The organism is Coprobacillus sp. AF33-1AC (genome assembly GCF_003475785.1).
Taxonomy (GTDB): domain Bacteria; phylum Bacillota_I; class Bacilli_A; order Erysipelotrichales; family Coprobacillaceae; genus Faecalibacillus.
The window spans coordinates 1-14,366 of sequence record NZ_QRQB01000027.1 but is presented as its reverse complement, the minus strand read 5'-3'; the positions used below and the strand labels follow the sequence as shown (position 1 = coordinate 14,366).

Sequence of the window (14,366 nt, the reverse complement as noted above, 5' to 3'; positions counted from 1 at the left end):
CTCCCTAGATTTCTTCAGCAAAACCTTTTTCTAATTTTCTAAAAATAAACATACCTAATGCAAATAGCACTAATGCCATCACGATCATATAAATAATGCTAGATAACTCAGGTAATGTATGATACATAAAGAAATCACGATATGCACTCACAATATGAGTAAATGGATTAACATAAAGTACCCATCTTAATACTTTTGGAAATATTTCTGCTGGGTATAAAATTGGTGTTGCATAAAATAATAAGTTAATAATGAATTGAATGATATATTCAGTGTCTTGAATATAAACATTAATTGCACTTAAACCTAGTACCATTCCAGCAGTAATAACAAATTGAATTAATGCTACAAAAGGCACTAATAAAATATGCCAACTTAATCCTAAACCTCCAAATACACAGAAGATGATGATAATTAAACAAGCTATAAAGAAATTAACTAACCCACTTAATGTAGCTGAAATAGGTAATATTTCTCTAGGAAAGTATACTTTTTTAATGACACCTGCATTATTTTTAATGCTTCCCATTCCTAGCCCCATTACAGTGGTAAAGAAATTCCATGGGATAACCCCACAAATTAGGTATTGTAAGTAGTGATCTGTTTTAATTCTCATGATATATGGAAAAACAATGGCATAAACAGCAACCATCAATAAAGGATTTAAAAATGACCATAAAACTCCTAAAAATGAACCTTTATATTTTCCTCTAATATCCTTTTTTACATTTGTTTTTAATAATTCACGATAGTCATATAAGTTTTTAAATAATTTCATTTCTTTTTTCTCCTATATGATATTAATCTTTAAATCTTTTTCAGATATTATTTTATCTTTTTCATCTAATAATTGAACAACAATAGCATGTTCACCCAATTCCATATGACTAACATCTACAAAATAATCAAATCCACATTCATCTTCATTCGTTCCATATCCACCATATTTTTCTTGATATGCCATTAAAACATCACTACGATTGATTTGCCTCATTTCTGTAATTTCTTGATCGTCTACTGTTACTTTTAAACGATCATGTAAACAATCACTTAAAGACCAACCTGAAATCGTAAATTGTTTCACTTCTTTTTTTATTTCAGCAAAAGATTGTGGTATATCAACAACAACAATACCATGATATGTATCTAATGGTTTTTGATATTTCTTCTTTGCTTCTTCTTTATGATCTAATTTAACTTGTTTTAAGTATTCATCAATGACATATGTTGGATCACCGTCTAATCTAAATTCACCTTTATAAATCCATACTGCCCTTGTACATAAATCTTTTACTGTATCCAGACTATGAGAAACAATAACAATTGTTTTTTCACTATCTCTTAGTTCTTTCAATTTATCAAAACATTTATCTTGAAAATGTTGATCCCCTACAGCTAAGATTTCATCAATTAATAAGATTTCTGCATCTACATTAATAGCGATAGAAAACGCTAATCGCATATACATTCCTGAAGAATATGTTCTTACAGGATTATCAATAAATTCTCCAAGTTCCGAAAACTCAATAATATCATCTACTCTTTTTTCTATTTCTGCCTTAGTTAATCCAAATACAGCTGCATTAAAGTAAATATTTTCTCTTCCTGTAAAATCTTGATGAAAACCTGCACCTAATTCAAGTAATGATGTCAGTTTCCCTTGAGTTTCAATTGTTCCCTTATTAGGATAGATGATTTTTGTCATCAGTTTTAATAGTGTTGATTTACCACTACCATTTGTTCCAATTAAACAAACTGTTTCACCTTTTTTTATATCTAAATTTATATCTTTTAATACTGTATGTACTTCTTTATTACTTTTTCCAAAAGATAATAATCTTTCTTTTAAAGTATGAGCTTTATCGTATTCTACTTTAAAATACTTCGTCATATTTCTGACTTCAATAGCATTCTCTTTATTCATAAGACCTCCGCTAATTTTCCTAGATATAATCATTATAATTATATCTTATAACATTACAAATATATATCACATAAATATCTATTTGTCCAACAATTCATAAACCATACTCATAGTCCATTTTATCATATCTTTCTTTTTTAGATAGCTATTTATAAAAAAAAATAGGAATTCATACATGAATTCCTAATCTAATAAAATAATTTTTCTCTTTTTATATGTGAATAACTGCATATTTTTTTGTTTTATGCACTATTGTGTATCCTAATTCTTTTAATTCTATTGCTTGTTTCTTAGAAAACGTAAGTAGGTAGGATCCTTTGTAATAAGAAAATGCTGATTTTGCTTCTTGATAAGAAATATTTTTATTCAAATAATCGTTTATTAGTGTGCGGTATTGCAAACCTATTGCATCTAGAGACGTTGAACGTTCAATTTGAATTCTATTACTTGATAAATAAAATCCTAATTGATAAGTAATTCGTCCGTTATATGTAAAACTTTCAGGAGCAAGCAAAGTATAATTACCATATGGTAATCGATTAAAATAACTGCCAACATCATTAAAAATATCTAACATTAGATTATCATATTTTGTAATTTGACCAAAGTCATATCCATCGCTGTTTAGTCCACATCCTAAAAAACTAATCGATTTAATTTCTTTATAATTATTATGTATAACACATAAATTTCCAGCAATTGCCAATGAGGCAAATGATAAAACAAGTGATTTAAATTTTATGACATCAAATGCCTTAACTATCATCAAACCTACAAGCAATACAATCATAAACTGTACAGACGAATAAAAACGCAAAATTACAAAGAAAAATTTAAATGATGTTACACATAGTAATTCATTAAAATAATTAGAGCATACAATTGCTACAAGCATACAAGTAATAATAGATAAATATTTCCCATACTTTGAATTTACCGTTAAAAGCAGTGATACCAAAATTATAAATTTACTAAAACGCATAATCGAATCAACCGTCAAATAGTAGCAGTAAAAAGGGTATAACTCTGAATTAAAATAATTATAATTATCTACAGATAAAAAAGGAGAATGATCTAATTTTTTTGTTATCAATAATCCAAATATAAAACAAAACAACAAAAATACATTTAATATGACTGACTTGATCTTTTTTTGTTTGATAGATAAATACGTATTATAGGCAAATTTTAAAATAAACAATATAAAAAACATTACTACAAATATTGGCGCAAATATTGATGAAAAAGACATCATTGTACAAGATATCATAAAAATAAAAATCGTATTCTTAATAGTTATTCTATTTTCAATTAATGGAATTGTAATTATACATAATATCGGAATTGACAAAACTCTTACTACTGATCCACCATACCAAACCGCATTTTGAAATTGCCACAAATCATAAGATCTGATGGTAATAAAATTAGAATTTAGCATTAAATAACCATGATTAATTAAAAAAACAAAAAATGGCAAAAGCGCATATTGCGCATTCTTTTTAGAAATTAAATTAGATAGTTGTTTAATTGAAATAGTAAATAAAATATAATTATGAATAACCATCGATACTTTACATAAATATATGGGATTTATATGAAACATAGACGAGAAAGCCGCGTACGTTATTTCATATGTGTTTACAATCCTTGTCATATCTGTCCATGAAACAAGTTTCCCGGTAAAGAAATCCTCATTTAATAGAGCGGGTGTAGAGATAGAATTCACTACTTTACCAATATAAAATGTATCATCATAATCAAACTCATAAAGTGCCATAACATTGGATACAGAAAATACTGTGAACAAAGTCACAAAAACATAGAGAACCCAATTATTTTTTAAGTGATTGAGTATTCTCTCTTTAGAAAAATGATTTTTGACAAACAGTTTAAAACCTTCAAAATTTTTATATTTCTTATACAATAAAAAAGCAAAAGATAAAACAACTATAAAAGTGAATGTATAAAAGAAAATATACCAATTTAATTTAAAATATTGACAAGGTAAACCAATAATAAATGAAATAAAAAATGTAGTAATAAATCCACAAATAACACTCACTATTGTTGATTTAATCTTAATTTCAAATATATTTGAAATAGTATCTCCTAAAATCCAATAATAGAAGAATATTGTTAATAAAAATACAACTGTTAAAATATGATTCATAAGTCCCTCCGATTGTTGTTAATTATAAAGCATTTATTTGTGCCATAAAAAAGGATTTTTATGGTACAAATAAATAATATAGACGGCATAGTTGCTCCTTTTAGAAGAAATAAAATATAATTTTCCTTTTCCAATTCATTAATCGCATCATTAAATTTTTTATTAGCTTTTACGTATCTTTTAGATTTTCTTTCGTTATACTTTTTCTCAACATACATTTATGCATTTTCAATATTGTCTACTTTTTTCAGTATATGCTTTTGTTATAAATAAAGCATATAAAAATTACTTTAATAAGTTGTTGCGAGGTATACCATCACTTGTCATTCGATATTTTAATACTGTAACATCCAAATTTGAAACTTTATATCATTTCAGTATAATCCTCACATAATGGAATATTCAGCCTTCTAATTCTTCAAGCAACTCTTTTTTTGCCAAACATTTGTTATATTTTATTACTCTTTTTATTTTGACATACTCTGCTGGAATCGACTTAATCGAATAAAGAATATTACCGTTTTCATCAAGCATTTGTGTTTTTGCACCAATCAAGTCATAGTTGCCTGCTTTCAAGTAATTTAGTTGTTCCTCAATTCGACTTACTCTTGAACGTCCTTTCTACAAATTTAATCACAATTAGCTAATTTAGCCCTCTATTTAACGAGTATGTTAGTCCTAAATTTTTAGAATTTATGTAAAATTTTATTCTATTATCCTTCATATAATACCCATTAATAGTATGTTTATGTATATCATTATCAGGATTATCTAAATTAATTATAAATTCAGAATTGATTCTGTTGACTGTCTTAAATATATTTTATCTTCTTTACAAGGTATTCCTCTTATATATTCTATCATAATAACCCTTTCCATAAAAAATACATACATAAATTATTGTCGATTATATCAAGCAATTATTAATACGTCAAATTCACATTAATAAATTTAAAATCAATTATCTTGTGTTTAATTATGCTCTTTTAAAAATTTTAAATATTCTACAAGTCCCTCTTTAAAATTCTTTATTTTCATTGGATGTATTGATTTGATTCTTTCATTATCTAATATCACTTTTTTAACATCAACACTCCTTGCTTCTTTATATATAACCTGTGGATTAAGACCTATAGCTTTTAATGTTTCTATTACATTATTTAAAGATATTCCCTCATTACTACTTAAATTAAACACCTCAAGTTCACCATTATAAGTAATTAAAGAACATATCATTTCGCAAACATCATCTATGTAAACGTAGTCTCTAATTACTTCTCCATTTCCCCATATTTCTATTGGTTCATTTTTGATTGATTTTTTTATTGCAGCATCTACAAAACCAACACCTTTATTATAGTCCTGTCCCGGTCCATAAGGATTTGAAATACGCGCAATTAATATATTAGAGTGTAATTGTTGCCTATTAAATGTTTTTATTACACTTTCAATGCACAATTTTACTGAGCCATAATGATTAATGGGCGCAGTAATTGCATCTTCTTGAATCGGTTGCTTTTCTTGAACACCGTATATCGTACCACCTGATGATAAAAAAATAACTTTAATATTTCTTTTAATACACATATCAAATAATTTTACACTTTGAACAAAGTCTCGTGAGTATCCTTGTAAATATCTCTCATTTGAATTCCCAGGATTAATAGTACTTAGAGAATGAATAACTATATCTATATTTTCTAGTGACTTTTCTAGCTCTTGATCATCGAAAAAATCACCTACAATATAATTAATCTTTTTATTTTTTTTATCTGGATATTGAATATCAAAGGAAAATACATTATAACCACATTTACATAAACAAATACATAGATTTCTCCCAATGAATCCATTTCCACCTATAATGAGTATATTTTTCATAATATTAATCCTTCTTTCATTTGTAAATTATCTACTAGCAGAATTAATTTGTACCATAAAAAATCTATATATTTTTTTCAAAAATGTAAGTGATACAAATGGTATAGAAATACCCTTCAAAATGAATAAAATATAATTTCTTTTTTCCAATTGATTAATTGCGTCATTAAATATTTTATTTGCTTTTGAATATCTTGTTGCTTTCTTTACATTATTATTTTTGTCAACGTATTTTTTTGCTTTTTCTATATTTGCAACATGTCCATTCGAATAGGCATTTGTAATAAATTCTGCATACAAAAATTGTTCTAATAAATTATTTCTTGATAAACTATTATTTGTCATTCGATATTGCAAAACTGTTTCATTTAAATTTGATACCTTGTATCCTTTTAAAATTGCTCTTAACGTAAAATCATAATCCTCACATAAAGGAATATTCCTATAGCCATCTAATTCAATAAATAATTCTTTTTTTCCTATCCATGTTGGATGAGCTAAACATTGATTATACTTGATTATCTTCTTTATCTTATTAAAATCTGTCGGAATACTTTTGATAGAATAAATTGGCTTATCATTTTCATCAATCATTTGTGTTATTCCGCCTATCAAATCATAATTATTTTGAATTAAATATAACAACTGTTTTTCTATACGATCATACTTTGATATATCATCTGCATCCATACGACAAATAAATTCACCTGTAGCGTACTTTATTCCTTTATTAAGAGAAGCCGTTAATCCCATATTTTGCTCATTTACAAAGAATCTGATCCTATCATCATTGTTTGCATACTCATTTATTATTCTTTTGTGTTCCTTATTTTGGGGATTATCTAGTATAATTATATATTCAAAATCCTCATATGATTGGTTTAAAATTGATTCAATTGCCTTTCTTAAAAATATTTCTTGTTCTTTATATGTAGACATAATTACTGAAATTTTAGGCATATTAGTCTCCTCTTTTTATTCTTAATTTTTTATAAAAATAGTCTATAATACTATTATCAACATTCTCATCAAATTTTCTTCCTAAATACTTATTTTTTTCATTTTCTAATATAATTATGTCTTCTTTGGTAAGTGTTTTAGGATGATTGACCTGACCTTCCCAATTTGTGTATGTAAGAGAATGATGAGAAGATTTGTTATTAAAGGATGTCATCATAAAAATTGTTTGAAAAAAAGATTCATCAGGGACAAGCGAATTTTTATAGTAGTTCACATACTCTGGATGTTTACTAATAATAGTATACATTTCTAAAACAGCATTGTATTGTAGCGTCCACCACTGACTACCAAACGCAAAGGGCAAATTATAATTTTGCTTTCTCTTAAAAAATACCTTAGTCATTCCTCCTGTTATTATTATGTAAGCAAATTTAAGTAAGATAATTAACTTGTTTCTACTTATCATCCATTGTGGATAATACACTTCCACCCTTTTTCTATACTTATAGTAGTTAGAATTAGTTTCATCTAATATTTCTATAAAATTTTGGCCTTTATTATTATCTAAAAAACTTTTTAATTCTTGAATATCTTTTATTATGAAGTCTTGACCGCTTATCAAATAAACATAATCATATACTTTTTTAGAATTAACCATTGTCTTGATAAGTTGTATTGTAGCATTGACCATACTTACTGATCCCCACTTAATATCAACCCTATCAGCGTCATCGACATAGATGATATTTGGATAAACCTGAATATCTTTTTTTATATTACTTTTTTTATCCAAGTGTATATACACGTCAATATCACTATCTTGTAGACATTCTAATAATTTATTAATTTGTTGCGGTGATTTATGTGCTAGCATTAAAAACGCAATTTTCATTTTCTTAAAATCCTCCACTTGTCATTATTTACTTTTTATTTTTCTTTTCTTCTAAAGCTATATAGTGATTCAAGTTTTTTATTTTTTCATTTAAAATTGAAATTTTTACTGTTTGTGTAAATACAATAATTAATAAAAAAAACATTATTAAGGCGAATACAAAATTTGAAGTGCTAATAAATCCTAAGCTTCTTGCAATTCGATCGATAAAAGGTAAAAATAAACTCATTATAATAAGTAATATTGATAACAAAATCCAAATAACTGAATCTTGAATGTCTAGTTGTGATTTGCGTATTTTATTAATAACAAAAATAAAAGTTATAATTGAAGTTATAATTAAAATAATCTGTAATGTTAATGTCATGTTGCTACCTCTTTCTAAATGATTGAATAAATATTATCGAAATACACATTTCTAACATATATTTTAGTGATCGTATTGGATTCAAATAGCTTTCTCCAAATTCTCTATCTCTCATTTCTACTTGAACTTCACTAATTTTTTTCCCTTTTTTTATCATATAAACTAACATGTCCGGTTCAGGTGGATAATTTCTTTGATTCGCAAATTCATCAAACACAGTTTTTGAAAACATTCTCATTCCTGATGTGGGATCGTTAATTTTTTCACCTGTAGTAATTCTTATCAAGAAAGAAATCAATCTACTTCCTATCATTCTAGCTGAAAAGGGTTTCTTTTCATTAACAAAACGAGAACCTATTACAATATCATATCCTTTCGACAATTCCTCTGCCATTGTATCAATATAAGATGCCATATGTTGCCCATCACCATCAAATTGAATCATAGCGTCATATCCATTTTCTAAAGCATATTTAAATCCTATTTGTACAGCACTTGTCAAACCATAATTTATAGGCAAATGAATAACATTAAACCCTTCTTCTTTGCAAATACTATATGTATCGTCCTTTGAACAATCATCTATTATTACATAATCATTGCTCGTATTTTTTTTTATATCCCTAATCGTTTTTTTAATATTTTCTGCTTCATTATAAGCAGGAACTAATATTAGTGTTTTCATTTTTCTACATATACTCCCCTAATTTTTTTAAAATAATCTACTATTCCTCTTTTAACATATTTCATTCTTTTTTTCTTGCTATCTAATAACAAAAAATGAACTACTGGTCTTATTGAAAGCATCTCAATAAACATTATTTTATTTCTAATTGGTGTGTATTTTTCTTTAAGTAAATATATACAATCCCTTGTTTGATAATATTCTCTAATTGGTGAGCCAACCCTTACTCTCAACGGTCCTAATCTCTTTTCCCCTACACCTAATGTGTGATTCATAATAACGTTTTCGCTCATTGTGCACATTTTCCCTATTTGATTTAAGCGCCAACATAAATCCCAGTCTGCCATATCTAAAAAAACATTTTCATTCCAAAAATTGAGTTCTTTCAACGTTGAATACTTAATTAACATAGAGGATGTAATAATTGAGTTTACATGATATATTTTTTCAGATATAACAGTCTTTACTTTTGGAACTTCTAGCATATTGCTTGAATTATTAAAATATACTGGTCCAATACACCCAATCTCGTATCCTTTATCTTCAACTTCTAAATAGTCTTTTATCAAATTACTAATAAAACCATCATTTATTCTAGAGTCCTGGTCAAAAAATATTATGAAATCATCGTCATCGAAATGATATTTTTTTTCTTTTAATATTCTGTTAAAAGCCATTGACAGTCCTAGATTTTTACCAAAAAAACAATATTCTATCTTCTCATTATCGGAAGGCATCATTTTTTTATTATTACTAGGACTATTATCACAAACAAATATTTTATCAACTTGCTTTGAAATAATATCTATATTTTTAATATTTTCACTATCCGGATAATAGCATGTCATTAACGCGGCTATCATTTTGCTGTCCACTCCCATCTATTTTGTATTTTCTTTATTTGAATAACTGATTCAATATTTTCATTAAATAACACCTTATTTTCTTTAATTAAATCATCGTCAATCTTTGAGAAATCTATTTTTAATAATTCTTTTATCAAATCTTCAGAGAATCTATATTTTACAATTTTTGCTGGGATACCTGCAACTATTGCATATGGTGGAACATCTTTAGTTACAATAGAACCAGCTGCTATAACCGCACCTTGACCAATTTCAACTCCTGATAATATTATAGAACGTGTCCCAATCCAAACATCATCATGAACAATTATATCACCCTTACTAACCGCGCTTGTTCCCAATTCACCAAATATTTTTTCATTAAATGGATAAGTAGATATACGATGTAAGGGATGATCAGAGCTTAAAATAAATCTAACATCATCTGCAATAGAACAATAATTTCCTATATTTAATTTATATTTATCAACATTGATCAAAACATCTATAGGACCATAAGTCCCTTTCCCCACTGAAACACAATTAAAATCAGTAATATTAACATAAAAAGTATCGTTATGTTTATTAATTTTTCTCCATTTCATTTCCTTAATAGTAGTTATTATTAATTTTTTTATTGTTCTCAAAACCATACCCTCCAATGATAAAACTAATTATAATTATTCATTTGCATTTAATTCAGTTCTTGTTGTGTAAAATTCAATACGATACTAGTCTCTTTTTTTTATTTTATCAACTATATTGCTGACAATTGGATAAACAATTTCATTTTTTGATATAAGAAGTAAAAGCAAGTAGGTGAATGCACTAAGTCCTAAACATAAAATAGTTTCAATATACATATTTAGCTGAAATAAAAATACAATTCTACAAATAATATATATAATAACACACCCTAAAGCAGGAGCAGTTATTAAACCTAATAAATTATCAATTTTTATCCTTCTATCGAATTTTGGAATAAGTAATATCAATATCAGTAGCGATGAAGCGGCAGTAGACAGTGCAGCACCATTTGAACCAAACAGAGGAATTAAAAATATATTTGCAACTATATTAAATACTGCATTAATACAACAAACTTTCATATAATAATTTTCTTGTCCAGATGGCAACAGAATTATATTTCCAATAAATCCTCCACCAAACAACGAAAATAGCAATCCCACTGATAATATTTTCAATGTAGTAGTTGCTGCTAAATAACTATCACCACCAACTATATATATAATATTTTTAGAAATTGCAATAGTGCCCACTACACATGGTAACCCAAGGACCACGATCAATCCTAAAATTTTTCGCAATAATGAATTAATTTTAGGATAATCATTCTCTACAAAATATACAGATAATCTTGGTAAAACAACCCATAAAACAGACGCGATTAATTGATTTATTATGTTGATTATTTTTACAGCTGTACTATATAATCCCACATCGAAATCACCCTTTATAAGTCCTAACATTGTGATATCAGAACTATTAAAAATAGTTTGCGACAATAGCATGACAAACAAGCACAAAATTGGTTTCATATGTCTTTTCCAATCAATATTCCAAGTAATCTTTATATTACAAAATTTTTTTCTATAAAAGATATTCATAATATTAGCACCGCTTGTCGATAACACTGTAATTGCAGCATAAAGCATATAATCAGAAGGTTTCTTCACAAAAAGTAACGTTAATATCAAGGCTAGTGCTTCAAACACTACAGAACGAATTGTAATGTAAACATAATCTTCCATTGTTGTATTTATCCAATCAGCACCCAATGTTGTAAATAATATAGCTGTGCTTTGAATTATTATCAAATTTCTATAATTGTTTAAATCCTTAAATAAAATGATAGATAAAAATAGCAATACATACGCAATAATAGTTGTAAAAATATTGATAGAATATATTTCTGAAGCCTCCCTACTAAGCTTATTCTTATCATTTTTACATTTAGAGCACTCTCTAACAGCATATGTCGTTATACCTAATGTAGCTATCAAGGAAAAATAACTAACATAGGAACTTCCAAAATTAACTTTACCAATATATTCTGGCATTAATACTCTTGATACATATGGAAAGGTGATAAATGGAAAAATTATACTTGATGCTGTTTTTATTATATTTAAAATCGTATTTACTCTTAAACTTTTCATATTTTCCCTTTCTAGGCTACTTTTCTTTATATTCTTCTAAATACAGGTGGAAAAAAAGCGTGTCTCCTTATTTGTTTTTCATTATAAAATATATTTAAATAATTCTTATAATTTTCTAAGTTGTAAGAACATGGTTTCTTTAAGATTATAAAATCTCTATATAAATTAGTTACAAATTTACAATTTTGAAGCAACAAATAATGCAATGTTTCTACACTTATATATTTTTCAGTCATAAGTTGTAATAGTATGTTTGGATACTCTACACCAAATGCATAAAACACATTATAATTTCCTTTTTTACTATGCTGTGTATCTATTTCAGAAAAAAACAAATTATTATCTATTACATATCTATTTGCACTCTTATTGAAAAATAATATATCTGTATGTGGAAACAAACTATTAAACGTATCTTTTTCTAAAATTTTTTCTAATTGGCTTTTCCATATACCTAATCCACCAGACCAAGATGAATATATTGATAATTCTTTAACAAAACTATCAAAGTCGTTAAACTCTTTAGTGTCACCAATATCAGCTAATGCCCCATTAGAGAAAAATACTACTGTTGAATCATCGTGTGTTCTAGCAAAGTCAATTAATCTTTCTATAGCGCCGTCCTTTAATTTTGCTCGATGGTTCAAAAATTTTATAAACTTTCCATTTGCTAGCTTAAAACATTCAATTTGGTTTAAAAAACCATTTGCAGTACTTTTTTTATAAAATAAATTTTCCTTTTCTTTATAATATTGATTTATAAACTGCATTAGTGTATCTTCTGAACCATTATCACAAATAACAACTTCATATAAAGAATTGTCAATTTTTTGACTATATATGCTATCAAGTACTATTTTTACCCACTCTGTCATACCATTTGTTGGTATACATATCGATAAATATTTTTCCATGCTTTCTCCTATCTAATAAGTATTTTACACATTGAACCAACAGCTAATATCTACATTGCCATTAATTCCAGGAATACTTCCTTTACTTGTATATTGCCACCCAAATTTACCATGATAATATGGATTTGTCCATCCCATTGTATTCGTATAGGCTGCCATCCATGACATATTTTGAAGTATATATGGGTGATTCAATACTCCTTGTAACATTGATCGATAGCTATAAAGTTGTGCTGTATATCCGTATTGGTTCATCCTACTGATAAATACTTGTGAATTTTGAACCGCTTGACTTGTAGATAACTGTGGTCTTTCTAAATCAAAATACACAGGATATGATAATTCAGACGGAGAAACACCATATTTTCTTAAAATATCAACAACAACTTGTGCCTCTGAATAAGCACCAGCGTTTTCATTAGCATAATCGTAAATATATACTCCGAATGGAATATTGTATCTTCTACACCCTGCTAAGTTATTTGCAAACTGTGGATCGTCTATATAATGTCCGTTTGGATGGGAAGCTATTCTTATAATAACTCCATCCACATCTCCATAACGCTTAACTGTTTCCCAATCAATGACACCATTATAACTACTTACATCAATTACTTTTTTAGATGGCATGTTACCTGCAATATTTCCATTGTTATCAAAGAAGTACTTTTGCCCATTCATGTATGCCCATCCCTGTCTAACAGTTGTATTTTTTATCTCATTGTAATCTAAAACTAATGCAGATACATTACCGACATTATCATATGCATAAATATGTGTAATATATGTACCAAATTCATAATTATGGTAACTTCTTAGAATTCTGAATGAATATTGGTTATTCCCTATGTATGAAGCCTGATGCCATACTAAATCATCTTGTCCATTTGTATAAGTCCATGTTGGGAACGAAACCTTAGTAACATTAAATTTAGAAGTCACTTTGCAAGTAATAGTATATCCATCATCATTCTTATCAGAAATATAAACATCACTAATATGAGGTAAATCATCATCTGGTTCACTAATTAAAGTGCTGCCATAAACATACCCATCACTTATTTCGTTATCATTATCATATGCATATACATGCGATACATAATTTCCATATTGATAATAATGATCCTTTCTATTGATTGTACATTTCCATTTCCCAGACTCAAATTGTGCCTCATGCCAAATCACATCATCTTGTCCATTTTTTTCTGTCCATGTCGGAACATAAACTTTACTTACTTTAGAGTCATCTTCAGCAACTATTTCTAAAGTGTATGACTCTGAATCTTTTGTTAAAAGTGTTGCAGATTTTATAACAGGCTTACTATTTTTTATGACAATATCATCTTTTACATAGACTCCTGTCTTCCCTGTGTTTGTCGCATATATATGTGTTATATATTTTCCTGATTCTCCATTATGATCTGATGTCTTGATTTCACATGTCGCCTTATATGTTCCATCTCCATTGTCTTTTACTTCCGCTTTATGCCATATCAAATCATCTTGCCCATTCTTTTCTGTCCATGTTGGCATTTCTACTTTTGT

The 14,366-nt window shown here is 27.2% G+C and carries 14 protein-coding genes; all 14 read right to left on the bottom strand.

Features of this window, described 5'->3' with window-relative positions; all coding sequences use genetic code 11:
• Nucleotides 1-4: 4 nt before the first annotated feature.
• Complete coding sequence (locus tag DWZ53_RS09505; protein ID WP_118433865.1) at nucleotides 5-778, bottom strand: ABC transporter permease; 774 nt, start codon at nucleotides 776-778, stop codon at nucleotides 5-7.
• 12 nt (nucleotides 779-790) lie between these two features.
• Nucleotides 791-1,924, bottom strand: coding sequence for an ABC transporter ATP-binding protein (locus DWZ53_RS09500; RefSeq protein ID WP_118433863.1), 1,134 nt, complete (start codon nucleotides 1,922-1,924; stop codon nucleotides 791-793).
• A 211-nt stretch (nucleotides 1,925-2,135) separates the two neighbouring features.
• On the bottom strand, nucleotides 2,136-4,097 hold the full coding sequence (locus tag DWZ53_RS09495) for a DUF6077 domain-containing protein (protein WP_118433861.1): 1,962 nt from the start codon (nucleotides 4,095-4,097) through the stop codon (nucleotides 2,136-2,138).
• Between the two features lie 402 nt (nucleotides 4,098-4,499).
• Entirely contained in the window at nucleotides 4,500-4,673 is a 174-nt protein-coding gene (locus DWZ53_RS11125) for a hypothetical protein (protein WP_158568242.1), read from the bottom strand.
• 396 nt (nucleotides 4,674-5,069) lie between these two features.
• Nucleotides 5,070-5,978: an NAD-dependent epimerase/dehydratase family protein gene (locus DWZ53_RS09485; RefSeq protein WP_118433858.1), complete on the bottom strand. Its 909-nt coding sequence runs from the start codon at nucleotides 5,976-5,978 to the stop codon at nucleotides 5,070-5,072.
• 27 nt (nucleotides 5,979-6,005) lie between these two features.
• Nucleotides 6,006-6,938: a glycosyltransferase gene (locus DWZ53_RS09480; RefSeq protein WP_118433856.1), complete on the bottom strand. Its 933-nt coding sequence runs from the start codon at nucleotides 6,936-6,938 to the stop codon at nucleotides 6,006-6,008.
• 1 nt (nucleotide 6,939) lies between these two features.
• A complete protein-coding gene (locus DWZ53_RS09475) occupies nucleotides 6,940-7,830 on the bottom strand; it encodes a beta-1,6-N-acetylglucosaminyltransferase (protein WP_118433854.1) in 891 nt (296 codons plus the stop codon).
• A gap of 28 nt (nucleotides 7,831-7,858) precedes the next feature.
• Nucleotides 7,859-8,197 carry a DUF2304 domain-containing protein gene (locus DWZ53_RS09470; RefSeq protein WP_118433852.1) on the bottom strand — a complete coding sequence of 113 codons (339 nt, stop codon included), beginning with the start codon at nucleotides 8,195-8,197 and terminating at the stop codon, nucleotides 7,859-7,861.
• A 4-nt stretch (nucleotides 8,198-8,201) separates the two neighbouring features.
• A complete protein-coding gene (locus tag DWZ53_RS09465; RefSeq protein WP_118433850.1) occupies nucleotides 8,202-8,882 on the bottom strand; it encodes a glycosyltransferase family 2 protein in 681 nt (226 codons plus the stop codon).
• Entirely contained in the window at nucleotides 8,879-9,757 is an 879-nt protein-coding gene (locus tag DWZ53_RS09460) for a glycosyltransferase (RefSeq protein WP_199589188.1), read from the bottom strand. Before DWZ53_RS09460 ends, DWZ53_RS09465 begins: the two co-directional genes overlap by 4 nt.
• Entirely contained in the window at nucleotides 9,742-10,374 is a 633-nt protein-coding gene (locus DWZ53_RS09455; RefSeq protein ID WP_199589186.1) for a CatB-related O-acetyltransferase, read from the bottom strand. Before DWZ53_RS09455 ends, DWZ53_RS09460 begins: the two co-directional genes overlap by 16 nt.
• An 84-nt stretch (nucleotides 10,375-10,458) precedes the next feature.
• Nucleotides 10,459-11,907: an oligosaccharide flippase family protein gene (locus tag DWZ53_RS09450; RefSeq protein WP_118433846.1), complete on the bottom strand. Its 1,449-nt coding sequence runs from the start codon at nucleotides 11,905-11,907 to the stop codon at nucleotides 10,459-10,461.
• A 26-nt stretch (nucleotides 11,908-11,933) separates the two neighbouring features.
• On the bottom strand, nucleotides 11,934-12,821 hold the full coding sequence (locus DWZ53_RS09445; protein ID WP_118433844.1) for a glycosyltransferase family 2 protein: 888 nt from the start codon (nucleotides 12,819-12,821) through the stop codon (nucleotides 11,934-11,936).
• 24 nt (nucleotides 12,822-12,845) lie between these two features.
• On the bottom strand, nucleotides 12,846-14,366 hold a 1,521-nt coding region (locus tag DWZ53_RS09440), incomplete at its 5' end, for a GBS Bsp-like repeat-containing protein (RefSeq protein ID WP_199589184.1).